Source organism: Corynebacterium sp. HMSC063A05 (genome assembly GCF_001809695.1).
GTDB lineage: Bacteria > Actinomycetota > Actinomycetes > Mycobacteriales > Mycobacteriaceae > Corynebacterium > Corynebacterium amycolatum.
The window spans coordinates 114,254-138,855 of sequence record NZ_KV798510.1 but is presented as its reverse complement, the minus strand read 5'-3'; the positions used below and the strand labels follow the sequence as shown (position 1 = coordinate 138,855).

Genomic DNA, 24,602 nt, shown 5'->3' with positions numbered 1-24,602 from the left:
GACACACGTGAATCAGCGTAGAAAGTTCGGAGTCGCCCGTAAGCTCGGCGTCCTCGGCGTTGCCACCGGTAGCGCAGCCTTGCTTGCCGGCTGCGATGTTAATCCTCCGGAGAACGGCTTCTTCAAGCTGCTCCGCTTTGGTTGGCCGGAAGGTGTGACCCCGGAAGCACAGTCCATGGGTAACTTCTGGGTTTGGACCTGGGTTGCAGCTTGGATTATCGGCATCATCGTTTGGGGCGTTACCCTTTACTCGATGACAAACTTCACAGCTAAGAAGGCTGAGAAGAAGGGCAAGGGCGAGTTCCCGCGCCAGACTGCATACAACGTTCCGGTTGAGTTGTCTCTGACCATTCTCCCGATTCTGATTGTGATGACTCTGTTCTTCTTCACGGTTCAGACTCAGGACGAGGTCACTGCTCTGGATAAGGATCCAGAGGTCACCGTCGACGTCACCGGTTTCCAGTGGAACTGGAAGTTCGGTTACGCCAACATCTCCGCTGACCTGATGGGCGGCCAGGAGTACAACGGTCGTATTGAGAAGCCGGCTGATGAGCAGTTCTTCACCGAGGGTGGCCACGAGGTTCCGTCCGACGAAGATCGCGCAAAGCAGAAGGAGTACCCGGTTCACGGTCGCTCCAAGGAGAGCCTCGACTACCTGCACTACGACGAGATTGAGACCCTCGGTACCACCGAAGAGGTTCCGGTCCTCGTTGTTCCGGAAGACACTGCAATTCAGTTCGACCTCGCGTCCGCTGACGTGATTCACTCCTTCTGGGTTCCGGAGTTCCTCTTCAAGCGCGACGTGTTCCCGCACCCGGAGGCTAACAAGTCCAACCGTGTCTTCCAGATCGAAAAGATTGACTCGGACAAGATTGCCAACCGACCAGAGGACAACCCGAGCGACAAGGTCAAGAACGCATTCGTTGGCCGTTGTGCCGAGATGTGTGGTACCTACCACGCAATGATGAACTTCGAGATTCGTGCTGTCCCCCGTGAGGCATTCACCGAGTACATCAAGTTCCGCCAGGAGAACCCAGAAGCTACTAACGCTGATGCTCTGAAGCACATCGGTGAGCCGGCATTCGCAGTCTCCACTTCGCCGTTCAACTCCGGTCGTGTCGACACCCGCGACATGGGTGATCGTGGTGCTAACACCATTGACCTGAACGCGACCGCCAAGTAAACCCAGCAAGATTCTTACCTAAAGGAAGTTCTCAAATGAAGTCTGCAGCAAAGCTCTTCTACGGACTTACCGTGTTCCTGGGGTTCATGGCTGTCGTCTACATCTTCGGCACTCAGTACCTCCAGGACACCGGTAACGTCATCAACGAAAGCCAGGGTCGCCTCGAGTGGGCCGGCGCAACCGGCCTGGTCCTCGCAGCTCTGATGACCCTGATGCTCGGTGGATACTTCCACTTCACTGAGCGCCGTTCCGACATCACCCCGGCCGACTTCGAAGAGGCAGAGGTTGCCGACGGTGCTGGAACCCTCGGTTTCTTCTCCGCTAGCTCGATTTGGCCGTTCGTGATGACCATGGGCATCCTGCTCATGGGCTACGGCATCGCATTCATGGCCTACTGGCTGATTGTTCTTGGCGCGGTAATCCTGATCGTCGCCGGCACCAAGCTCAACACTCAGTACATCACTCCGCCGGAGAAGCACTAGTCCGAGTGCAAGCCGACTGAACCACAGTCGTAGATAACCGAAAAGTCTCTCCCACTAACAAGGGCGTTAGTGGGAGAGACTTTTTTGTTTTGCGATTCGGCATTAAGCGAACTCGACAGGTTTTTGCCCCTTAGGTAACTCGACGACTTCGCCGTCGGTCACCTGCAAATGACGCGCCTCGAGCGAGTTGATCATGCGATGATCGTGGGTAATTACAATAATTGTGCCTTCAGCAGATGCAATAGCGTCCTGGACCTGCTCGATTAGATCCACACTCAGATGGTTAGTAGGTTCGTCGAGAAGCAAAATCTCTGGTGGATTGGCCACAACGAGCGCCAATGCCACTCGACGCTGCTGTCCGATGGACAGGTCACCTACAGGTCGATTGGCGTCCTCGAGGCTAAGCAACCCAAAGTCGTCGAGAGGCACGCGGGCATTGGGAGCAAGGTCGTACAACTCACGGGCGGACTTCTTTGGGGTTTCCCAGTCTTGTTCCTGAGCCAGCATGGCTACTCGACAGTTCTCGCCGATACGCACCTCGCCAGCCTGCGTCTCAACTTGCCCCATGATGGCCTTGAACAAAGTAGATTTTCCGGCCCCATTAGGGCCTGTGATAACGACCTTGTCTCCGGGACGAATAGTCAGTGAACCAACCCGAATTCGATCTGGGACGACCACACCGCGCATCTTGATGTGAAAATCCTCATCGCTTCCCGATGCAGCGCGCTTGGTCGGTAGGGGTGCGGTCAGCGGGGCATCAAAGCCCAGCAGAGCCGGCGGACGCTCCACACCTTCCTCAATGAGCTCATCCAGTCGCTGCTTAGCCGAACGCACGCGGCGCGCGATTTGCCGCTCTACACGACCGCCACGGCGGTCATAAGCCATCTTGTTGTTGTCCGTCATTGCTCGGCCCGGTGAGACCTCACGGGCGCCATTGTCGATGGTGTCTTCCAACCGATTGCGTTCATGCTCCTCGGAGCGCCACTGGTGCTCCCATAGCTCACGCTGGTGGCGACGGTGCTTCGCGTAGTCGGAGTAATTGCCACGGAACAGCCCAATACCAGGGCGCCCCGGCACCAAGTCTCCAATTACAGTACAAACGGCATCCAGGAAGTCGCGGTCATGCGTTGCCACCACAACCACTCCAGGGTGGTTCTGAATGGTGTCAATCACGAGCTGGCGACCGCGTTCATCGAGATGGTTGGTGGGCTCGTCGAGAAGCAAAATCTCTGGCTTTCGAATGAGCGTAATCGCGAGCCCCAGCCGCGCCCGCTGCCCGCCGGAAATCTCCGTGGTTAGTTGCTCTACCAGGGGAGCGCCGTCGGGAGCAGTGCCGGTCAGGCCGAGATGGTCGAGTACAATTTCCGCGTTATGTTCGGCGTTCCAGTCATCGTGAGCCATGACATCCGAGAAGACCTTCGAATACGCTTTCTCTGCCGCCTCAGACTCATCTGGGGTCTCTGCTAAGGACATCGCCTCAGCTGCCTCTTCCAACTCCGCTAGACGACGTTTCGAGGGGCCGAGAGCCTCATCGATAAGCATTTGCACCGTGGAGTCGAAAGGCGCTTCTAACTCCTGAGAGCCGAGCACACGCGTGCCAATATGAGTCACCGTACCGCTCGTGGGTCGACGACGACCCGACAGCAGCCAAAGAAGAGTGGATTTGCCGGCTCCGTTGTCTCCGACCAATCCGAGGACATCGCCGTCGGAAAGCGTGAGCGAGACATCGCGCAGAACAGGCGTGGCCTCGTAGTCGAAGTTGACACCGTTGGCGACAAGCTGTGTGGCGTTGTTCGAAAGGTCGGTGGTGGGGGAGTGACTGGTAGACATATGTCCATTTTAGTACTGGTAAACAGCAGATTTGGTATCTGACATATGTGGGAGTCAAGGCGAGCTCGAAAGAATCTGGGGAACAAAAAACCACCCCGGTCGACATCCGAAGTGGATGCGGACCGGGATGGTCTTATTTGAGCGCAGTAGAAAATCTACCGCGGAGTTTTAGTGCTCGAGCTGGCGACGCTCTTCAGCGTTCTGAGCTTCGAGGTCACGGAACATCTGAGCCTGCTGCTCGTGGTTCTCGTGCTCGATGCGAGCTGCCTCTTCGGCGATCTCCGGGGAGTCCGGGCTGAAGAAGCTACCGCGACCCGGGTTACCAGCGGCGCCCAGTTCGTTCATGGTCTTCGGGACGTAAGCTCCCTGGTACTCGAGCGGAACGGCGTGGCCGTGCTCGTCGACCGGGCCTAGCGGCTGGTGGACCTCGATGAAGGAACCATCAGGCAGCTGGTTGATGATGCCCGTCTCAATGCCGTGCTCCAGGACAGCGCGGTCAGAGCGCTGCAGGCCGATGCAGATTCGGTAAGTGACGAAGTAAGCGATCGGCGGCAGGATAATCAGACCGATACGGCCAACCCAGGTCATCACGTTCAGCGAGATCTGGAAGTGGTATGCAATCAGGTCGTTACCACCGGACAGAGTCAGCAGGGTGTAGAAGACCAGAGCCATGGCACCCAGGCCGGAGCGAACCGGCACGTCGCGCGGACGCTGCAGCAGGTTGTGGTGGGCGTTGTCGCCGGTGATCTTCGCCTCGATGAACGGGTAGGCGAAGAGCAGGACGACCAAAATACCACAGAGCAGGGCGACCCAGAAGACTGCCGGGATCGTGTAGGAGCCCAGGTAGAGCTCCCACGGCGGCATGACACGGGCAGCACCGTCAGTCCACAGCATGTAGATATCCGGCTGGGAACCGGCGGAAACCTGCGCTGGGTTGTACGGTCCAAGGTTCCAAATTGCGTTGATCTGGAAGATACCAGCGAACAGCGCCAGGAAGCCGAAGGTAATCAGACCGAAGGAAACGGACTTGACCGCGAAGATCGGGAGGATACGAACGCCGACGACGTTGTTCTCGGTACGACCTGCGCCGGGGAACTGGGTGTGCTTCTGGTACCAGACCAGAGCCAGGTGAGCGGCGATCAGGCCCAGCAGCAGAGCAGGGAGAATCAGCACGTGTGCAATGTACAGGCGTGGGATGATCATGTCACCCGGGAAGTCGCCGTTGAACATCATCCAGTGCAGCCAGGTGCCGATAATCGGCAGACCGATGATGATTGCGGACATAATACGCAGACCAACACCGGAAAGCAGGTCGTCCGGCAGGGAGTAACCCATGAAGCCCTCTGCCACGGACAGCAGCAGGAGGATGGAACCGATGACCCAGTTAGCTTCACGCGGCTTGCGGAATGCGCCGGTGAAGAAGATGCGGAACATGTGCGCCATGATGGACACGGCGAACAGAAGAGCACCCCAGTGGTGGATCTGGCGAATAAACAGACCACCGCGAACCTCGAAGGAGATCTGCAGGGCGGTCTCGTAGGCGCGAGACATCTCGACACCGTTGAGTGGCGCGTAGGCACCGTCGTAAATGACCTTCGACATCGACGGGTCGAAGAACAGAGTCAGGTAAACACCCGAGAAGAGCAGGACTACGAAGGAGTAGAGTGCAATCTCACCCAGCAGGAAGGACCAGTGGGTAGGGAATACCTTATTGAGCTGCTTACGCATGCCGCCAGACAGGGTGTAGCGGCCATCCATATTCTTAGCAGCGGTTGCTAGTTTCGTTGGATTACTCATGATTGACGCTCCCAGAATGCCGGACCGACGGGCTCAACGAAGTTGCCCTCTGCGTACATGTAGCCTTCTTCATCAACGCTGATCGGCAGCTGCGGAAGAGCGCGAGCAGCTGGACCGAAGACCGGCTTGCCGTAGTGCAGTGCATCGAACTGCGACTGGTGGCATGGGCAGAGAATACGGTTCGTCTGCTGTTCGTACAGAGAAGTCGGGCAACCAATGTGTGTACAAATCTTCGAGTAGGCGAAGTAGTCGCCGTAGTGGAAGTCTTCCTGATCCTTGCGCAGGATTGCCTTTTCAGCGTCCTGGGAACGCAGACGAATCAGCATGACCGAGTTGCGGGAGCCGTGAATCGAGTGCATGTGTGCCTCGTAGACATCGGCATCCTTGGAGTACTTGTCGCCGTCGTTGACGTCCTCTTCCGGAAGCGGGAAGACAGTCTCCATAGAACCTGCGGACAGATCCTCTGGGCGGAGGCGAACCAGGCGGGAAACGCCCTTGGTGGTGTAGCCGTGTGCACCCTCTTCAGCGATAGCACCGGTGTCGCGGCCGAGGTAAACCTTGTGGCCCTGCTCGACAAGAGTCCAACCGGTGGTCCACAGAGTTCCGTCACCAGTGACGTCAACGTCGTGGCGTGGCTTCCACGGGTTCTTAATCATGCCGCCAAGCGGAAGAATCATGCCGATACCAGCCAGGACGGCACCGGTACCAAGGAGACCCTTGATGGCGGAGCGACGGCCCAGGGTGGAGGTCTGCCAAGAATCGTTCAGCAGGGCAACGATGGTCTTCTGGTCGACCTCTTCGGACGGACCATCGTGGCGGCGCTGAACCGAAATCTCTTCCGGGATGAAGCGCTTGGTGAACTTAACTGCACCAATACCCAGGGTGACGATACAGCCACCGATGGTGATACCCAGCAGCGGGGTGTACATGGTGTACAGCCGCAGCCCCTCTTCGCCGTGACCCTTGTAGTGCCACGGGTAGAACAGGTAGATGGCGATGAATGCCAGGCCAAGAATGACCGACAGAGCCAGCCAGATGGCGACGCCACGGGCCGCGCGCTTTTCAGCCGGGTCGTTGGCAATCGGGAAGCGTTCCTTGCGGTAGGCAATGGTCACGTCGTCGAGTTCAGCGCCCAGACGAGCGAGATCCGCATTGCTCATCTTTGACAGCTCTTCGGAGCTGTACTTCTTGTTTTCGTTATTACTCATCGGCGGGATCCAATCCAAAGAGCGGCCGCTACGAGAGCGACGATGCCTACAATCCACATGACAAGGCCTTCAGCAACCGGGCCGATGCCACCAATACCCCAACCACCCTGGGTCGGAGTTTCCTTGGAGTTCTTGATGTAGGCGATGATGTCCTTCTTCTCGTCAGCAGATAGCTGGCGGTCAGAGAACTTCGGCATGTTCTGCGGGCCGGTCAGCATGGCCTGGTAAATTTCCTGCTCATTTGCAGGATCCAGGACTGGTGCGTACTTACCGCTGGACAGTGCACCGCCACGACCGGTGAAGTTGTGGCAGGATGCACAGTTCAGGCGGAACAGTTCGGAACCGCGAGCAACGTCAGCCTGGTCAAGCTCACCGTTCGGGCCGGCGTTCTTACCGCGCAGCGACTCCATAGCAATGGAGCCGTCTTCGTCGCGGACAATGCCTGCGCCGCCACCATTAGCCCGGACGTAGGCTGCGATAGCCAGCGTCTGCTCTTCGGAGTAACGCGGGGTCTTACGTGCTGCCTGAGCCTCATTGCGAAGCATCGGCATACGACCGGAGTGAACCTGGAAGTAAACCGAACCCTCGCCGACGCCAATCAGTGACTTACCGCGGTCCTTAACGCCCTGGAGGTTGGCGCCGTGGCAAGTAATACAAGCAACGTCATAAAGCTCCTTACCCTGCTGAATGATTGCGGCTTCATCCTGCTGAGCAGTAGCCGTCTGTGCATCAGGGGTCAGAGCATTAGCGAGGAAGCCCGCGCCGGTGAGGGCGAGAGCCATAGCCATAATGCCGGAGGCAGTACGGCGCATCTTGCGGCGGCCCTTTGACTTCGGGGCCGCAGCCAAGGACGTGGTGTCCTTGGTTTCGGAGGTAGTGTTTTCCATCTTTTTCCCTTTAAGACTGTTCGTGGAAAGTGGATGGGCTGTAGGCCGTACTAAACAAAGAACGGCCAATACGGCCTACTGGATGAAGTAGATGGTGATGAACAGGCCAATCCACACGACGTCGACGAAGTGCCAGTAGTACGAGACCACAATGGCAGCAGTGGCCTGTGCCGGGGTGAACTTCGCCTTGGAGGTACGGATAAGCACCACAACGAAGGCCAGCACACCCGCGAGAACGTGGGCTGCGTGGAATCCGGTGGTGATGAAGAAGACCGAACCGTAAATGGAGTTCTGAATGGTCAGACCGTGGCTAACCAGGGTGAAGTACTCGTAAGCCTGGCCAACGAGGAAGATTGCACCCAGGGCGGTAGACAGTGCGTACCACTTACGGAGTGCGAAAACGTCGCCACGCTCGGCCGCGAACACGCCCCACTGGGCAGTGAACGAAGACGACACTAGGATCACGGTGATCACTAGTGCGTACGGGACGTTGAGGTGGCCGGTACCCCAATCCCACGAATCGCCCTGGCCGTTCGCGCGTGACACGAAGTACATCGCGAACAGACCGGCGAAGAACATTAATTCCTGAGACAGGAACACAATCGTGCCGACACTGACCATATTCGGTCGGTTCAGTGTCGCAGCACGACGTGGTGCTGTCATACCTTGATTTTCAACTGCGCTCGTCACATCTAACAGTATGTACTGTTCTTAAGGAGTAGTCACGTTGCAACCCCCATTTTTGTATATAAATTCCTAAAATCCCAGGTCGCAAGGAAAGGTTTCTGAGAATTTCACTAATTTTCCCCCTGTTGGGAACTTTCCAGTGTCTTTATCCGACGCGGGTGAATTCGAGGGTTTTGTTGTGCCGCGGTGCGCGGAGTCCATCCCCCTGGACTGCCAGGTTCACCTTCGGCGAACCTGGGTTAGCGATACTGCGGCATCGGCTGTCGGTTAGTCTATCGCAGGTTCGGCTCTATTTAATATCGTATTTTTCCAGTTGCCCCAATGGGGGTGAGATTTTCGGCGAACGCAAAAGGCGGACCTGGTGATGCGCTGGATATATGGGGGAGGTATCTTGTCTTATTACGTACATCACGGTGGGATTTTCCAGAAAGCCCCGTGATGTGGTGCATCTGGTGGGCGGAATAACCAGCAGCACCTAGGTGCATTTGTATTAATAAAGTACGAGTACAGACTTGACTATCTAGTGGAAGGGAGTGGCGATGAGCGAGATCGGCGATAAGAGGGCGGTCGAAAACTGGCGCCATGTTCTTTCCACGATTGGCGCTGGCCGCGAAGTTTCCGGTGAGGGCATTCGATTCGCCATGGATCAGATCATGTCAGGTGCTTCCGGAGACATCCAGACCGCAACGTTTGCTTTCGGTCTCCTCGCCAAGGGGATTACGGCTGCCGAGCTCGATGCTGCGGCTGAGGGCATGCTTTCGTTTGCCCGCCCAGTTCATGATCCACAGCTCGCCGGTGTTATTGAGCGCGGTGCAGTCGATATCGTCGGCACCGGTGGTGATGGCGCAAATACCGTCAACATCTCCACGATGTCCATGATTGTTATCGCGGCCAGTGGTGTGCCGGTGCTCAAGCACGGTAACCGCGCGGCTTCCTCGAAGTCGGGCGGAGCTGACATGCTAGAGGCCTTTGGCATCGACATTGAGAACGGTCTCGTTACTTCTCCGGAACATCCGGACTTCTACGTGCGCTTCCTCTTTGCCGCTCGCTTTCATCCGGCCATGCGCTTCGCTGGACCGGTGCGTAAGGAGCTAGCGGTTCCGACAGTCTTCAACCTGTTGGGGCCGCTGACGAATCCAGCACGCCCGCAGGCAAGCTTGATTGGCTGTGCCTTCGAAGATCAGATGGAGACGATGGCGGACACCTTCGCCCGCCGTGGTCAGCGCGCGTTGGTGGTACGCGGAAGCGATGGTCTCGACGAGATTACTGTTACTGGCCCCACCAAGGTCTTTATTGTGGAAAACGGTGAAGTTGCCGAAGATGTCATCGATCCACATGACTATGGCATGGAGTACTCCGAAATTGACGCGCTGCGTGGCGGTGACCCCTCGTACAACGCTGATGTTGCACGTCGCATTTGGGCTGGCGAACTCGAAGGTCCGATTCGCGATGCAGTCATCCTTAACTCCGCCGCCGCAATCGCCATTTCGCGTGGTCTGGGTGGCTGTCCGCTAAAGGAAGCTATGGCCGACTCCATTGAAGAGGTCAAGGAAACGCTCCAGTCGGGGCTGTGCCTGGACATCGTTACCGCGGCGATGAAGGATTAAGGTTCGCGTCGCGCTTCACGACGTGCTTGCTGCGCGTCAATTGCCCACTGAAGGTATTTTCCTGCGCCCAACCTGGGGTAGGAAAACTCGCCTCCGGTGGGCTTTATTCGTACCTCCGGGCGCTGCAGCCATTTCCAGACAATACTGAGTTCATCAATTGATGCTCCTTTATATAAGGAGTCATCTGGAGTGACTGTTTGGGCTGAACTCTCCATGAGGTCGATGATGTAGCTCATATCCGCGCCACGCGGTGCGGTGCTGGCGCCGGCCAACCTGCCATAGCGAATTTCCGCTAGGTGCCAGCCACCATTGCCATCGGGGAAAGCGGCTTGCAGAGATGGGATGGCGGCAAGCATGCTCAGGCGCTGCTGCTTATCCAAGCTGATAATGAACTCCGCAGTGCGGTCACGCTGCACTGCCGCGCGTTGGAAGCGGTGTGCTTCGGCAAGTGCTGATATCTCAGCAATCATGTCTGCGATCTCGTCTGCGCCGGTGGTGGAGATCTGGGCGGTTGTTATCGCAAAGTCGTCGTTAAGTGCGGAGAACCTGTCGCGGATGGCAGTAGCGGTGTCGCGCGTGCGGAAAGGACCTAGGCTGCGGGCGTCGGTGACTGTTCGGCTAATCTTGGCAGGCCGACCGGGGCTAGCGGGGATGATGTACCAGCCGCGGGTCGGTTCGGTACGTTGTCGGTTGTAGGGCGGACGGAGTGCAGAGATCAGACGAGCCTCGCGGATTTCTGCAGCGAAGCCGTGCGGGCATTCGATGATCTCGACGCGTTCGGCTAGAGAGACCATTTCCGTAATCTTGCGACGAGAATCAGTGCCGTTGAAATACTGCAGAAGTCTACGTCGCAAATCGAGAGCTGTACCTATATATAAGGGGTCGTCATTTCTTGACCGAAAAACATAGACACCAGGGGTGTGCGGAGCTCGATCGGCAAGATGCCGTTTAGCACGAACCTCCGGAGCGACGGTCGGCGAGTAATGCACTAGCTCGGACGCTGTTTGTACTTCATCGCCGGCTAGTCTCTCCATGAGGTAGTGAAGGACGTCGACGGTTGCGATTGCGTCGTCAAGCGCCCGGTGGGTGGGGCGATTCGGAGAACCGACGTACCGTGCGAGCTGTGAGAGCTTGAAACTGCCAACTTGTGAGCGGTCAAGGACGCGACGCGCCAACGTGAGAGTGTCTACGACGCTGGGGCTTGGCCAATCTAGGCCCAAATCTGTGCAAGCCTGGCGGAGGAATCCAATATCGAACTTGGCATTATGCGCAACCCAGACGCTTCCCCGGGCAAATTCGAGGAACTGAGTAATAACTGTGCCGAGCTGTGGGGCAGTTTCAACATCGGCGGTAGTGATGCCGGTGAGAGATGTGATGTGGTCGGGAATCTCCATGCCGGGGTCGATGAAGCTGGAAAAGGTGCCAATTGTCTTGCCGCCACGGGTTTTGGTGGCCCCAATTTCAATGATGTGGTCGTTCTTGGCCTTTAGTCCAGTCGTTTCTAGGTCTACGACGACAAAGGTGGTGTTGAAAAGAGAATCATCGACGGAGCCTTCGAGAGGGAAGTGCTGTTGTCCTGAATTCACGTCAATAATCCTATTCTGAGCGCTCCTAGTAGTGTTAAAACTGTGAAACTTGAGCAAATTGAGCTACTACAAGCTGGAGTGTGACATAAAACACGTTTTGAGTCCGCGATAAAAATGTTCCGACCTTAAGGCGTTAAGTGTAAAGTTCTCGGCGGACTTCAAAATGCCAGGTAGTAACACGTTTATCAAACTGTTATTATTCCGCAATAGGGGGAGTGTCTAGTTGTAACAGCTTGGTAACGGTTTAGTTCTATCGATGGTAACAACCGGGCCTTGAGCGGTTTTCTTGGCAAGTGGCTAGACAAAACTTGATGCCATTTCGTAACCTTATCGAGACATTGAAACGGGGCCACTGAGTTGGTGCCGGTCATTGATAAGAAAACACAGAGCCTTATCGAAGGTCCTGAGGGGCTAAGTAGTGAGAACCTCAGGGGATTCGAGCCGGGGACCCACCTCGAACCATGGGGTGAATCCCAAAGGGAAATCCCGGAGGGTAGGAAGTCTTCCATTCTTCCGAACCCGTCAGCTAACCCGGTCGGCTAAACAGGAAGATTTTGGAGTTTCAAAACAATGGGCAAGCACCACCGCCGTTCTAACTTTGCACGCAACGCAGTCGCATTTGGCGCAACCGTCGCCGGCGTTACCGCTCTCGCAGTTCCGACCGCTAACGCTAACCCGCTGAACGACATCCAGGGCGCACTGAACGGCTTCGATACCCCGCAGGTTGCAGGTCTGCAGGATGTTGTTGGCAAGTTCAATGATGTCGCAGGTGAGGTTACCTCCGGCAGCGTTGCAAACGTTGCAGCACCGTCCACTGGTTCGGCTATCGTCTCCGCCGCACGTTCCAAGATTGGTTCCCCGTACGTGTGGGGTGCCACCGGTCCGAACTCTTTCGACTGCTCCGGTCTGACCTCCTGGGCATACCAGCAGGTCGGTAAGTCGATCCCGCGCACCTCCCAGGCGCAGGCTTCCCAGGGCACCGCGGTCTCCAGCCCGGCACTGGGTGACATCGTTTCCTTCTACTCTGGCGCTACCCACGTCGGCATCTTCTCCGGTAACGGCAATGTGATTCACGCTCCGCAGTCCGGCGATGTCGTCAAGGAAGCTCCGATGAACTACATGCCGGTTCACAACTTCGTCCGCTTCTAATCTGTTTGAACGGATGACAAACTGCGGGGCTTAGATGCCCCGCAGAGCCTTGGCTCTTTTTTAATGAGGGGGCACTGAGGCGAGCGCCCGGGTGCTGACGCTATGTGCGTCGTAAAGCACTATGGGGGGCGCTCGCCTCATTTTTGTTTTTGCCCTGTGGTTACGCAATGCGTGGAGTCGAAGGGCTATCCTGATTACTCCCTTTGGATACCCCTTTGTGCTGGCGGTTTGTCGGTGTGTTGTTCCGCGGCAAGGCTGCTACAATTTGCTCGAATGCGTCAAGCGGTTTGATGTTTTGTTTTTCGGGGAAGAAATTTGAATACACAATTTGAAAAGGGTTTGGATTTGTCGCGTCACCGTGCCTCTCGCCGTCGCCACAACTCTCGTCGCGGTGTAGTCGGGCTGACGGTCGTGGCTGGGCTAACCTTTGGCTCCGTAGGTTTGGCGCCGATTGCGTCTGCGCAGGATGAACAGCCAGCCCCGGATCTGGCTACTGCAGACGGCATTATTGCAGAGCTGGAGAAGATTTCTCGGGATACCGAAGCGATTTCGGAGGAAGTTACCGAGCTGGATTCTCAGGTTCAGGCCAAGGAAGAGGAACTCCGGCACGCCGAGGGGGAGCTGAAGCGCTCTGAGGATCAGGTTCTCCGAGCACAGGATGACCTCAAGGCGCTCTCTGGCGAGATTTCCTACTTCGCGAAGAAGCGGATGCGTGGTGAAATCGTCGACCCGTTGTCGGCCGCACTGGGATCTGCCAGTGCTCAGGACGCTATCGACCGTACCGGTTACATCAATAAGATGTTCCGCGACAACGATGAAGTCGTCAGCCGTGCGGTGCAAGCCCGTAAGGATGCCGAGGAGGGTAAGGCCAATGCGCTGCGTCTGCAGGGAGATATCCGCAAGCAGCTCGATGGTCTGGCTAAGCGTCGCGATGATTTGGACAAGCGCAGCGCTGAATTTGATGAGCGCGCCGAGCATGTCAAGTCCATGGTTGATGCGCTGAGCCCCGAACAGCGGGAAATCTGGATTTCCAAGAACAACCCAATTACCGAAGGGCTGGATAAACTGCTCGGATCTTCCGCCGCAGTTGATGCCGCGATGTCGAAGCTGGGTTCCCCGTACTCGTGGGGAGCTGCTGGTCCCTCCGCATTCGACTGTTCCGGTCTGATGTACTGGGCGTACCAGCAGATTGGTAAGTCCATTCCGCGTACTTCGCAGGCACAGCTCGCCGGTGGCACCCCGGTAAGCCGTGACCAGCTGCAGCCAGGTGACATCATCGGTTACTACCCGGGCATTACCCACGTAGGCATGTACATCGGCAATGGTCAGATTGTCCATGCTTCCGACTACGGCATTCCGGTCCAGGTCGTTTCCATCGACCAGGGCGGCCCGTACCAAGGCGCTGTCCGCTTCTAACTAGCGGCAGGTGACTTCGCGTCTTTTTAGTCAAGGTAGATAAACTCGACTCCATGTCTGCGCGCGTACTGCTCATTACGAATGACTTCCCGCCTCGCGATGGTGGAATCGAGTCCTACCTGCGCGATTTCTGTGCTCGTTTGGATCCAGAGAACCTCGTAGTCCTCGCATCCTCGCGAGCTTCCAAAGAAAAGCTCCGCGCCTACGACGAGTCGCTACCGTACCGTGTTTACCGCATGCGTGATTCCGTGCTGCTGCCACTGCCGCACGTAGCTCGTCGCGCCGCTCAGATCATTCGCGCCGAACGCATTGACACCGTCTGGTTTGGTGCCGCCGCGCCACTTGGTTTGCTTGCCGACGCATGTCGTCGCGCAGGTGCTACCCGCATCGTTGCTACCACTCACGGACATGAAGTGGGCTGGTCGATGCTGCCATTGGCCCGCCAGATGCTGGGGCGAATTGGTAAGAACTCCGATGTTGTGACCTATATTTCCCGCTACACCCGTGGTCGTTTTGCGACAGCCTTTGGCCCGCAAACAGCGTTTGAACACCTGCCTTCTGGTGTCGATATCGAGAGGTTTTCCCCGGACCCCGAGGCGGGACAGAAGATCCGGCAGCACCACGGAATTGGTGAGTCCCAGCCGCTTATCGTCTGTATTTCTCGGCTAGTGCGCCGCAAAGGGCAAGATATGCTGATTCGCAGCATGCCTAAGGTTCTTGAGCAGCACCCAGGTGCCAGATTGCTGATTGTGGGCGTCGGTCCGTTGAATCGAGAGTTGGAAAAGCTGGCAGCAAAGCTTGGGGTCTCCGAGCAGGTCATTTTTGCCGGCAAGGTCTCCTATGATGATCTCCCCGCCTATTACAATGCAGCCAGCGTTTTCGCCATGCCCGCCCGAACCCGAGGCCGTGGCCTCGATGTAGAAGGCCTCGGCATTGTCTACTTGGAAGCACAGGCCTGCGGTGTCCCTGTCATAGCCGGCAAGTCTGGTGGCGCCCCGGAGACAGTTATCGATGGTGAAACTGGCATCGTTGTCGACGGGGTCTCGCAGCGCAGCGTCGCCACCGGACTGGTTGAAATTTTGGATGATCCGGAGCGCGCGGCGGCGATGGGAGCCTGTGGTCGGGAGCATGTTGTGCAGTCGTGGACCTGGGAGGTCATGGCTGCTCGGGCTCGCCGAATTCTCCGAACCTGCGCAATCCCTTTATAATCAACTGTTATGTCCACCGATATTCCGATTCATCCGAGCTCAGACGAGTCCGCCGCCGCTGATTGCCCGGCTATCGGTTTTGATATTGGTGGAACAAACCTGCGCGCTGCAGTTATCAGCGCTGATGGGCAGGTGTTGTATCGAGTTCAGACTAGTTCTGACGGCAGTGTGGATGCCATTGAACGTGGCATTGTTCAGACATCCGAGCGCTTGGTTGAACGTTTTCCAGATGTCAGCGCCATCGGTTTAGCTGTAGCTGGTTTTTTGGATTCTGACCGCCAGACGGTTCGGTTCGCCCCGCATCTGCCGTGGCGCGATGCGAATGTCGTCAAGCGTTTATCCTTGCTTCTCCCGTGCCCTCTGCAGCTTGAGCACGATGCCAACTCGGCCGCCTGGGGCGAGTATCGCTTTGGTGCGGCTCGCGGTGCGGATAATTGGGTGCTGTTTGCGCTGGGTACGGGAATCGGTGGCGCGATGATGCGGGGTGGTGAGATTTACCGGGGCGCGTACGGCACGGCGCCGGAATTCGGCCACCTCACCGTTGTGCCGGAGGGTCGTCCCTGCTCCTGCGGAAAGCGTGGTTGCTTGGAGCGTTACTGCTCGGGTACGGCGCTGGTTACCACAGCTCAGGAGCTCTCTGAATCCGGCCGCTACTTCTCGCGGCTTACCGACGGGCTCGTGGCCGGCTCGGTAACTGGTACCGATGTCGTCTCGGCTGCTAGGCAGGGGGATGAATTGGCTCTGGCCGCGATTGATGACTTTGCTACCTGGCTCGGGCGTGGTCTGTCGATGGTGGGCGATGTCTTTGATCCGGAATTGATTGTCATCGGTGGCGGTGTTGCCTCGGCGTCTGATTTATACCTGGACAAGGCCAAGGCCGAGTTTGCCCGCAATCTCACCGGTGCTGGCTATCGTCCGGTAGCGGATGTGCGGGTCGCTGAACTGGGTGCCGATGCCGGGTTGATTGGTGCAGCGGATATTGCGCGCAGCGTCGTGGCTGCCGAGGGTGCGGCATCGTCGTAAAGCGTCAATTGGGGGATTGTAGGGGAATTCGCCCGCGAAAAGGTGGGGAATGGCTGCGGAGATGGATCGCCGGGCCACGTGAACCTGTATAGTTTTAAACTGTGAATAATCGCTGGTACAAGTTCTTTAAGTACATCCTCATTGGCCCTTGGCTGCGGATTTATAATCGCCCGTATTACATCGGTGGTGAGAAGATTCCTCAGGAAGGTCCAGCGCTGATGGCGTCGAACCACCTTGCTGTGATGGATCACTTTTTCTTCCCACTGGTCTGCCGCCGTCAGCTGACGTTCCTGGCGAAGGCAGAGTACTTCACCACGCCGGGCTTTGTCGGCGGTATTCAGAAGTTCTTCTTCTCCTCGGTGGGGCAGGTGCCGATTGACCGTACCTCTGGTGATGCAGCCCGCGATGCGCTGAATGCAGGCTTGAAGGTGCTGTCACGCGGTGATCTGCTGGGCATTTCTTTGGAGGGCACTCGTAGTCCGGATGGTCGACTGTACCGCGGGAAAACCGGTGCGGCACGTGTAGCACTGGAGGCCGGTGTGCCGGTGTTCCCAATGGCGATGATTGATACGGAGAAGGCCAACCCGATTGGCTCGTGGATTCCTCGTCCGGTGAAGGGGGGCACGATTATCGGCGATCCGATTGATCCGTCGGAGTACAAAGCCAAGTACAGCGATGAGTATGAAGCGGCCAGGGCACTGACGGATGACCTGATTAAGGAAATTCAGAAGCTTTCGGGTCAGGAATATGTCGATGCCTATGCGACTGATGTGAAGAAGTCCTTGGAGGCCGGCAACGGCTATCCAGCGGGAACCGAGCCGGGGGGAGAGCTGACTTTTCCGGCTCCGGGGCCGAAGCCGACCCCTCGTCGCTGGTTCCGACGCGCTCGCTAGAATAATAAGGCGCAGATAGTTTTCGCGACAGTGGGGCTGCACACTTCCTAAGGCGATTCGGTGCATGGGGAAGATTTGCTCGGTAGGGCTCCGCGGTCTTTTGGTCGCGAGGTAGCCGACGCGAGGCCGAGGCTGGAGAGGATTCCACACCGTGCGTTATTTTTATGACACCGAGTTTATTGAAGACGGCAAGACTATTGATCTTGTCTCCATCGGTGTCGTAGCTGAGGACGGCCGCGAGTACTACGCGGTGTCTACCGAGTTCAACGAGAGCAAGGCTGGGCCGTGGGTGCGGGCCAATGTGTTCAATCAGCTGCCCAATCCCTCATCTCCGCTGTGGAAGAACCGGGACACGATCCGCGAGGAACTGCTGGCATTTTTCACCGAACCCGGTACGGGCAGTCCAGAGCTGTGGGCCTGGGTAGGCGCCTACGACCATATTGCGTTGGTGCAGCTTTGGGGCGATATGACCAAGCTGCCGCAGTTCATGCCGCGCTATACCCGTGAACTCAAGCAGTACTGGGAGATGGCGGGCAAGCCACGGTTACCAAAACAGACTGCAGGTAAGCACGATGCGCTGGCAGATGCCCAGCACAATCTGCTGAAGTTTCAAAAGATTGCCCAGAAGTTGCCGCTTGATTAAGCAGCGGAATGCGAATATTTGGTGACCTGACTAACACCCTTCTGGCAGGGGCACTACAATGAACTTCTGTGAGTTGGACTATTGATCTCCCTGTAGATGACCTGCCCGATCTGCCACCGCTTCCCGGCGACATGGCTGAGCGCTTTGCTGATGTCGTATCCCGCCAAGCCCTACAGCAGCCAAGCTGGGATGCCCGCGCCGCTGCTAACGTGCGTCGCATTCTCGAATCGGTGCCGCCAATTGTGGTCGCGCCTGAGGTTCGTAAGCTTCGTCAGGAGCTTGCCGACGTCGCTAACGGTAAGGCCTTCCTGCTGCAGGGCGGTGATTGTGCGGAGACCTTTGAGTCCAATACTGAGCCGCACATTCGCGCCAATGTGAAGACCTTGCTGCAGATGGCCGTTGTGCTGACCTACGGCGCATCCACCCCGGTTGTAAAGATGGCTCGTATCGCTGGTCAGTACGCTAAGCCGCGCTCGAAGGACATCGACGGCGACGGCTTGCTTAGCTACCGCGGCGACATGGTCAACGGCGTTGAGCCGACTGAAGAAGCTCGAGTTCACGACCCAGCTCGAATGGTGCGTGCTTACGCCAATGCTTCTGCGGCGATGAACCTGGTACGTGCACTGACAGGTTCGGGCACCGCTGACCTGCATCGTCTGCACGAGTGGAACCGTGAGTTCGTCAGCAACTCGCCGGCTGGTGCCCGCTACGAGGACCTGGCACGCGAGATTGATCACGCACTGCGGTTCATGGCTGCCTGTGGTGTTGCGGACTCGAACCTGCAGACCGCGCAAATTTACTGCTCGCATGAGGCACTGGTTGTTGACTACGAGCGCGCTATGCTGCGCCTGTCTGAAAACGATGGCAATCAGGAGCTGTTCAACCTCTCCGCGCATCAGCTGTGGATTGGTGAGCGCACCCGTGGTATTGAGGACTTCCACATCAACCTGGCTGCCATGATTGGCAACCCCGTCGGTGTGAAGATTGGCCCGACCACCACGCCGGAGGAGGCTGTCGCTTACGCCGACAAGCTCGACCCGTTCTTCCAGCCTGGTCGCCTGACCCTGACTTCGCGTCTGGGCAATGACAAGGTTCGCTCCGTGCTGCCTCCCATCGTTGAGGCTGTGGAAGCTTCTGGTCATAAGGTCATTTGGCAGTGCGATCCGATGCACGGCAACACTTACTCGGCCTCTAATGGTTACAAGACCCGCCACTTCGACCGCATTGTCGACGAAGTTCAGGGCTTCTTCGAGGTGCACCGCTCGATCGGCTCGCACCCGGGTGGTATCCACGTGGAGCTGACCGGCGAAGATGTCACTGAGTGCCTCGGTGGCGCGCAGGACATTTCCGATGTCGATCTGCCAGGCCGTTACGCATCCGCCTGTGACCCGCGTTTGAACACTCAGCAGTCGCTGGAGCTGGCCTTCCTGGTTGCCGAGATGCTGCGCAACTAGTTGCAACCAGCTCAGCTAGGTACAACTAGCCCAGCTAGTGCAGCACCGCACTCAGTAGAGCGCCGCACTTTTTTACAGAGTGCTGACCGAAATGCTGTCACCCGCCGTGGCCTTAGCGCCCGGTCGGGGTGACTGCAATACGATGCGATCGTCATCGTTCGCAGAGCCGTCGATGTCGAGCTGAAGATGCTGTTTCTCCGCTTCACGACGTGCCTGCGCAACAGTTTTACCCAGCAGCTGCGGAACCTTCACTGCTCTGGACACGGTCAGCGTGACAGTCGCATCATTGGGGTTAACCAGACGACCTGCACTTGGTGAGACTGCGTCAACACGGCCGTAGTCGCGCGAGGAGGAGGACGCGTCCTTTACTTCGCTTACCTCAATGCCCTCGCGCTGCAGAATTTGACGAGCAGTATCCTCCGACTTGCCCACTACATTGGGCACTTCGATGCCGTTGTTAATGGTCAACGTCACAGAACTACCGCGTTCGAGGCCAGTGCCTTCCTCAGGAGACACGGAAAGAACCTCTTCCGGCTCAGCAGAGGAGGAAAACTCCGCCGATACCTCCCGGACTTCCAGCCCGGCCTTGCTCAACAGCTCACGAGCTTCATCCTCTTGAAGCCCCACGATCTTTGGCACCTTCACCGGTGCTGGCCCCTGGGAGTAATGCACAGTCACAACTGAGCCAACTTCGACGGTCTGTCCTGGAGCAGGAACCGCAAAGACCAAGCCGCCCGTGGAGACATCATCGGAAAAGACGGGGTCTCCGACCTCTTCTTTCAACGTCCGCTTAGCTAGGGCAGCGCTGAACACTTCCTTTGAGTGGTTCGCGGGATATGCGGGCACAGTCGGGCGGCCAAGGCTGACCAGTACGCGAACATCATCACCGCGGACAACCCGCGCTCCAGCCAGAGGGTCCGAGCCAATAATCTGGGACACTGCGACATCGTTGTCGTAGCGCTCATCAACCACCGGTTCAAAGCCCGCCTCACTGATTGCGGTCATCGCCTGTGGTTGTGACAGCCCAGTGATAGAAGGCACTTCGCCGTAACGGCCAGAACCCAGCCACCATGCGCCAAGCCCCATGCCCAACGTGGCAACGAGCGCGATAATCAGCCATAGTGCGCACCCGCGTCGAGTCCGCTGTCGGGTGGCGCGACGGCTCTTCGGCGGTACTGTCTGAGCTGATCTGGGCTGCGGATGCTGGGAACCCTGCGTATGCGGTGACTGCGGGTACGCAGGGCCACCCGAAATCTCTGCTGGTACGGGTCCTCCGGTCTGTGGCTCCGGTGTGTCCCAGTCAGCGGCGATGTACCCATCATGGCGGTCAAAAGTGCGTGTCCGCCCCGCATCTGGGTCGTCGAAATCGGCGAAGATGTTCGGTGGTCCCGGTGGTGGAGGAGCTTCTGGGTAGCCGGGGGTGTCCGTCGACAAGCCGTAGCCAGCATAACCATCGTGACCGAAGCGCTCGGGTGTCGTCTCTGCGGTGTCGTGGTGGTCATCCGCCTGGTCGTTGTCCCGGGGGACTGGACGGCGAATGTCCGGGATGGGGTCCTCGATAGCGGCGGCGTTGGCGGCAGCCGAATTCACAGGGGAAGGTACGCGGAACGGCGGCAAGTCCAATTCGTACACAATATCTTCGAGCGCATCGGCGAATTCCTCGGCGCTCTCAAAGCGATTCTCCGGCCTGCGAGCACAGGCTCGGGCGACCAACTCGTCGAACTCCTCTGGAACGCCGTCGATGAGTTCGGAAGGCGGAGGGACATCTTCGTTCAGGCGCTTCATAGCGACACCGAGTGAAGTATCGGCGATAAACGGGGTAGTGCCGGTCAGCAGCTCAAAGAGCAAGATACCGGCGGAGTACACGTCGGAGGCGGGGGAGATGGATTCGCCCGTGACCTGCTCTGGGGCGAGATAAGCCACGGTACCGACGATGACCGAGTTAGAGGTCACCTTGGCATCAGCAGCCGCGCGTACCAGACCGAAGTCCGCCAGCTTCACGCGACCGTAGAAGGAAATTAAAACGTTTTCCGGCTTGATATCGCGGTGCACCATACCACGGGAATGTGCCACCGATAGGGCACGCAGAACTGAGCGCATCACGACGGCAGCTGCATGCGGTGGCATTGGGCCGCGCTCACGGAGCAGCTCGCGCAGTGTGCCGCCGTCGATGAACTCCATAATGAGGAATACGTGTCCAGCCGGGTCTGTGCCCTGGTCGTAGACATTGACCAGTGACTCATCATCGAGGTGCGCGACTGCACGGGCCTCGCGTTCGAAGCGGATACGGAAGGACTCGTCGTTGACAAAGCGCGGATCCATGACCTTCGCGGCCACCCTGCGATCGAGCCGCAAATCGGTGGCGCAGTACACGGTGCTCATCCCACCGTGTGCGATGGTGGCTCCAATACGGTAGCGACCATCGAGAATCTGCCCCTCGACAAGCTGCGACATAAACCAGCCTTCCCTATTCCAATCAGTTGCTTCCAACAAGTATATGGGGACGTACCTACCGCGAAGCCAACGCGCTAAAGTGACCAGTGTGAGAAAGATTCCAACTTGCCACGATGTCCTCAGCACCGACGAACCCACTCTTGCGCTGCCCGATGCCGCCGACCTCATTGGTGTCGCTGTCACCCGTATTCACGCATTGCTGCAGGAGGGGCGCCTTATTGCAGTCAACCGCGATGGCATCCCACAAATTCCCGCTCGCTTCTTCGAGGGCGACGAAGTCGCTCGTTTTGTTCCCGGCGCACTCGCTTTGCTTGCCGACGGAGGCTACTCGCGAGAGGAAGCGCTGGAGTGGCTGTTTTCCGAAGATGATTCTCTGCCTGGGCGTCCGGTGGATGCCCTGCACGGTCACCTCGCTCGCGAAGTGATGCGCCGCGCACAGGCTATGGCGTTGTAAAACCCGGACGGCGTCCCACGCCCGCGTCCTACGTCCCCGATAGCTCCTGTCGTAATCGCCCGGCCACTGCTGTGAAAAGCAGTGGGAGGGCGATTTTTGCTTTTCGAGCGCGTCCTACGTGAGCGCGTTGCGCAAAGACGTTGTAGTTCATGCGCTCAATTTCGCCGAGAATATCAGAGTAGAGAATCTCCGCGGCACGGATAGCCTGACGCCCTGGCACCCCCAACATGTCCACGCCGCTGCTGGCTTCGGCATAGAGCGCGCGGTTGCGAGCGATGAAGTAGGCCAATGCCTGACGTACCGCCGGGGTCGTCTGTCCCGTGGCGGCGCAGTAGCCGATTTCCTCGGTACCCACTCCGAAGGCCTCCCACTCATTCAGCGGTAGGTAAATACGGTCACGGCGAAAATCCTCGGCGATGTCGCGGAGGAAATTTGTCACCTGAAAGGCTTTTCCCAGGCACTCTGCGTAGGGGGTGGCTTCCTCACAGGAGACCCCTGTGCGGGTGCCTAGGATGGGCATCATCTCAAGGCCGATGACTGCTGCGGAGCCCCACATATACGAGTCGAGCTGCTCCCATGTTTCAAAATGTGCAATATGGCAGGATGTGTCGGGCACGTCCATCAGCATGGAGTGAACAAAGTCCGCAGAGAGCTGTGGATCGATGTCGTAGTCGCGAAAAGTCTGTGCGGCCGCCGAGATGACGGCACGGTCGCGGTCGCGGTGGACGTCGTCAAGCGAACCGATGACGACAGCTGAGTGGAAAAGCTCGCTCAAGCGTGTGACCGTGGCTTCGATGTGCGTGGGCGAGCGGTCGGCATCGGCGGGGCAGTCGACGTAGTCATCGACAATGCGCGCCCAGGCGTAGAGAGACCACACCGCACGCTGTTGGCGGGGTGTCAAAAGCCTCGTGGCCAGGGAATACGTGCGGCCGTGGGAGGCCATAATATCGCGGCAGAGCTCGTAGGACTGTGGCAGCGCGATGGTTGAGAGAGGCTGTGGGGTGGGCATGGACAACTATGTGACCTCGGTCGACCGCGGCAGGGGCGCCGCCGTGGAATCCGTGTCTGCGGCGGTTTTATCGTCGCGCCACGGGTACTTCCAGCTGAATTTTCCAGTGGTCAGCCAGCTGACGGCCAACCAGCCGAGAACGGTGATGATAACCATCCAGGGCACGTCGTAGAAGCGGTGATTGCCGCCGCCGGCGAACGACAGTGACAGGATGAATGTGAACAACACGGTGCCTTGAATCACCCATCGTGGCGGGCGAATTGTTCCCATGGGAGTCAACAAGCTGGCGTAGTACCAGGGCAGTGCCACGGCATTAAAGACGCAGGCCACCACATAGGCGGCAATCATGCCAGCGACATTGTTACGAGGGGTGGATCGGAAGTAGAACCAGGAAATCACGAGCCCCACCAGCATGATGACAGAGGAGACCACGCGTGTGTGGCTGACGATGATGTTGAAACCGATGTCGTCGTTGAACCACGCCATGACGCCGGAGGTCACACCAGCGACCGCTGACGGTGCTGCCAGTGGGTTAATCACCTTGGTATTGCCACTGATTTCGGAGATCCAGCCCCAGCTTGAACCGGTCAGCCAGGTCACCACCGCAAGCGTGCCGACGCAGACTGCGACCAACACGATGCCAACACCGGCAATCGCCGGAATCTTCCGCAGCATCTTATGAAGCGTGGTGATGGGCTCGCTCCTAGTCAGCACGATCCACACGACGAAGGGCAGCGCCAAGACAGCGGTGGCTTTCAGAGCGACGCCGATTCCGATGAGGACAGCAGCGATCAGACCACCCGGCAACCGCTCCATGCACAGTGCGGCGACGAGCGCCAAGCTGACCAAGCCGACCATCAGTGCTTCGTTGTGCATACCCGCAATCAGATGCAGTAGCACCAGTGGATTGAGCACTCCGAGCCACTGTGCGAAAGCCGGATTTGCTCCAAGCTCCCGGGCGATTCGCGGGATCGACCAGACAATGGCGGCGAAGCCCAGCAGGCACACCATGCGGTAGAGAATCACACCGACGGTGATGTTGTCGCCGACAATCCGCGTGATGACCTCGCCAATTCCCAGATGCAGCGGGCCATATGGGGTGGTGGTGTTCCGCCAGTCTGCGGATACCTCCAGCAGCATTGGCCCTGGATTGGCTGCAGCTCCCTCGGTGTAGGGATCAAACCCATCGCGGACCATCGCGCCCTGCATGAGATACGAATAGACATCGCGAGAGAACAGCGGTGCGGCCAGCGCGAGGGGGATTGCCCAGGCCAACAGGATTGAATTAAACCGGCGCAACGTGGACTCATCGCCGCCAGTGCTCGCTATCGCCATAGCATCTGCTGTGGCTCCAGAAGGGGCAGAACCAGCCACAATGTCCCGGATAGTCCCCTTCGAGAACAGCAGTTCCCGCCCGATGCGCAGCCACGAGATAAGCAGCAGGGCGATACCTACCCAAATCACAATCTCACAGAAAATCTGACCGTGACCGTAGGTAATCCAGTCAAGTCCCAGAGCGTGGACAAGGCCGCCACGGTAGCGGTTCGCACCGGAACCGTAGGAGCCCAGAGCAATGAGGATGCCACCGTAGACACCCAGCTGAGCACTCCGCGATAAATTCATGTCAACCTA

The 24,602-nt window shown here is 57.9% G+C and carries 20 protein-coding genes and 1 riboswitch; of the genes, 11 read left to right on the top strand and 9 right to left on the bottom strand.

Going from position 1 to position 24,602, the window contains the following annotated elements; translation table 11 throughout:
- Positions 1–7 precede the first annotated feature (7 nt).
- Positions 8–1,183 (top strand): aa3-type cytochrome oxidase subunit II, encoded by a 1,176-nt coding sequence (locus HMPREF2651_RS09390; RefSeq protein WP_038625873.1) that lies wholly within the window; start codon positions 8–10, stop codon positions 1,181–1,183.
- Positions 1,184–1,218: 35 nt separating this feature from the next.
- A complete protein-coding gene (locus HMPREF2651_RS09385) occupies positions 1,219–1,665 on the top strand; it encodes an aa3-type cytochrome oxidase subunit IV (protein ID WP_038625871.1) in 447 nt (148 codons plus the stop codon).
- Positions 1,666–1,767: 102 nt separating this feature from the next.
- Here HMPREF2651_RS09385 and HMPREF2651_RS09380 read toward each other — a convergent pair whose 3' ends face one another.
- From HMPREF2651_RS09380 to HMPREF2651_RS09360, 5 genes are all read right to left on the bottom strand, one after another.
- Positions 1,768–3,495 carry an ABC-F family ATP-binding cassette domain-containing protein gene (locus HMPREF2651_RS09380; RefSeq protein WP_038625869.1) on the bottom strand — a complete coding sequence of 576 codons (1,728 nt, stop codon included), beginning with the start codon at positions 3,493–3,495 and terminating at the stop codon, positions 1,768–1,770.
- Positions 3,496–3,663: 168 nt separating this feature from the next.
- Positions 3,664–5,292, bottom strand: a complete 1,629-nt coding sequence (locus tag HMPREF2651_RS09375; protein WP_070586035.1) for a cytochrome bc1 complex cytochrome b subunit — start codon at positions 5,290–5,292, stop codon at positions 3,664–3,666.
- Entirely contained in the window at positions 5,289–6,500 is a 1,212-nt protein-coding gene (locus tag HMPREF2651_RS09370; RefSeq protein ID WP_070586034.1) for a cytochrome bc1 complex Rieske iron-sulfur subunit, read from the bottom strand. Before HMPREF2651_RS09370 ends, HMPREF2651_RS09375 begins: the two co-directional genes overlap by 4 nt.
- On the bottom strand, positions 6,497–7,387 hold the full coding sequence (locus HMPREF2651_RS09365; RefSeq protein WP_038625863.1) for a cytochrome bc1 complex diheme cytochrome c subunit: 891 nt from the start codon (positions 7,385–7,387) through the stop codon (positions 6,497–6,499). The genes HMPREF2651_RS09370 and HMPREF2651_RS09365 overlap by 4 nt, the downstream gene beginning before the upstream one ends.
- Before the next feature lie 75 nt (positions 7,388–7,462).
- Complete coding sequence (locus HMPREF2651_RS09360) at positions 7,463–8,077, bottom strand: aa3-type cytochrome oxidase subunit III (protein WP_141737489.1); 615 nt, start codon at positions 8,075–8,077, stop codon at positions 7,463–7,465.
- 536 nt (positions 8,078–8,613) lie between these two features.
- Here HMPREF2651_RS09360 and trpD point away from each other — a divergent pair.
- Entirely contained in the window at positions 8,614–9,681 is a 1,068-nt protein-coding gene (gene trpD / locus HMPREF2651_RS09355; RefSeq protein WP_049182164.1) for an anthranilate phosphoribosyltransferase, read from the top strand.
- Here trpD and HMPREF2651_RS09350 read toward each other — a convergent pair.
- A complete protein-coding gene (locus HMPREF2651_RS09350; RefSeq protein WP_049182162.1) occupies positions 9,678–11,267 on the bottom strand; it encodes a DEDD exonuclease domain-containing protein in 1,590 nt (529 codons plus the stop codon). The two genes, trpD and HMPREF2651_RS09350, sit on opposite strands and share 4 nt — an antisense overlap.
- A gap of 413 nt (positions 11,268–11,680) precedes the next feature.
- A riboswitch (cyclic di-AMP (ydaO/yuaA leader) is annotated at positions 11,681–11,823 on the top strand.
- A gap of 14 nt (positions 11,824–11,837) precedes the next feature.
- On the opposite strand from HMPREF2651_RS09350, the gene HMPREF2651_RS09345 reads away from it, so the two are divergent.
- The 7 genes from HMPREF2651_RS09345 to HMPREF2651_RS09315 all read left to right on the top strand — a co-directional run bounded on the left by HMPREF2651_RS09345 (position 11,838) and on the right by HMPREF2651_RS09315 (position 19,053).
- Positions 11,838–12,416 (top strand): C40 family peptidase, encoded by a 579-nt coding sequence (locus HMPREF2651_RS09345; RefSeq protein ID WP_016423023.1) that lies wholly within the window; start codon positions 11,838–11,840, stop codon positions 12,414–12,416.
- Between the two features lie 345 nt (positions 12,417–12,761).
- On the top strand, positions 12,762–13,832 hold the full coding sequence (locus HMPREF2651_RS09340; protein ID WP_370643284.1) for an NlpC/P60 family protein: 1,071 nt from the start codon (positions 12,762–12,764) through the stop codon (positions 13,830–13,832).
- A gap of 53 nt (positions 13,833–13,885) precedes the next feature.
- Positions 13,886–15,040: a glycosyltransferase family 4 protein gene (locus HMPREF2651_RS09335; RefSeq protein WP_049182158.1), complete on the top strand. Its 1,155-nt coding sequence runs from the start codon at positions 13,886–13,888 to the stop codon at positions 15,038–15,040.
- 9 nt (positions 15,041–15,049) lie between these two features.
- Positions 15,050–16,063 carry an ROK family glucokinase gene (locus HMPREF2651_RS09330; protein ID WP_038625851.1) on the top strand — a complete coding sequence of 338 codons (1,014 nt, stop codon included), beginning with the start codon at positions 15,050–15,052 and terminating at the stop codon, positions 16,061–16,063.
- A gap of 101 nt (positions 16,064–16,164) precedes the next feature.
- Complete coding sequence (locus tag HMPREF2651_RS09325) at positions 16,165–16,956, top strand: lysophospholipid acyltransferase family protein (protein WP_070586033.1); 792 nt, start codon at positions 16,165–16,167, stop codon at positions 16,954–16,956.
- A 151-nt stretch (positions 16,957–17,107) separates the two neighbouring features.
- Entirely contained in the window at positions 17,108–17,599 is a 492-nt protein-coding gene (locus HMPREF2651_RS09320; protein ID WP_049182157.1) for a polyadenylate-specific 3'-exoribonuclease AS, read from the top strand.
- Positions 17,600–17,667: 68 nt separating this feature from the next.
- Positions 17,668–19,053 carry a class II 3-deoxy-7-phosphoheptulonate synthase gene (locus tag HMPREF2651_RS09315; protein WP_049182155.1) on the top strand — a complete coding sequence of 462 codons (1,386 nt, stop codon included), beginning with the start codon at positions 17,668–17,670 and terminating at the stop codon, positions 19,051–19,053.
- A 72-nt stretch (positions 19,054–19,125) separates the two neighbouring features.
- Here HMPREF2651_RS09315 and HMPREF2651_RS09310 read toward each other — a convergent pair whose 3' ends face one another.
- Positions 19,126–21,507, bottom strand: coding sequence for a Stk1 family PASTA domain-containing Ser/Thr kinase (locus HMPREF2651_RS09310; RefSeq protein ID WP_049182154.1), 2,382 nt, complete (start codon positions 21,505–21,507; stop codon positions 19,126–19,128).
- A gap of 79 nt (positions 21,508–21,586) precedes the next feature.
- On the opposite strand from HMPREF2651_RS09310, the gene HMPREF2651_RS09305 reads away from it, so the two are divergent.
- Positions 21,587–21,961 carry an Rv2175c family DNA-binding protein gene (locus HMPREF2651_RS09305; protein WP_038625842.1) on the top strand — a complete coding sequence of 125 codons (375 nt, stop codon included), beginning with the start codon at positions 21,587–21,589 and terminating at the stop codon, positions 21,959–21,961.
- Positions 21,962–21,989: 28 nt separating this feature from the next.
- On the opposite strand, the gene HMPREF2651_RS09300 is transcribed toward HMPREF2651_RS09305, so the two are convergent.
- Both HMPREF2651_RS09300 and HMPREF2651_RS09295 read right to left on the bottom strand, forming a co-directional pair.
- On the bottom strand, positions 21,990–22,970 hold the full coding sequence (locus HMPREF2651_RS09300; protein ID WP_038625840.1) for a phytoene/squalene synthase family protein: 981 nt from the start codon (positions 22,968–22,970) through the stop codon (positions 21,990–21,992).
- Between the two features lie 6 nt (positions 22,971–22,976).
- On the bottom strand, positions 22,977–24,593 hold the full coding sequence (locus HMPREF2651_RS09295; RefSeq protein ID WP_038625838.1) for an alpha-(1->6)-mannopyranosyltransferase A: 1,617 nt from the start codon (positions 24,591–24,593) through the stop codon (positions 22,977–22,979).
- Positions 24,594–24,602 lie beyond the last annotated feature (9 nt).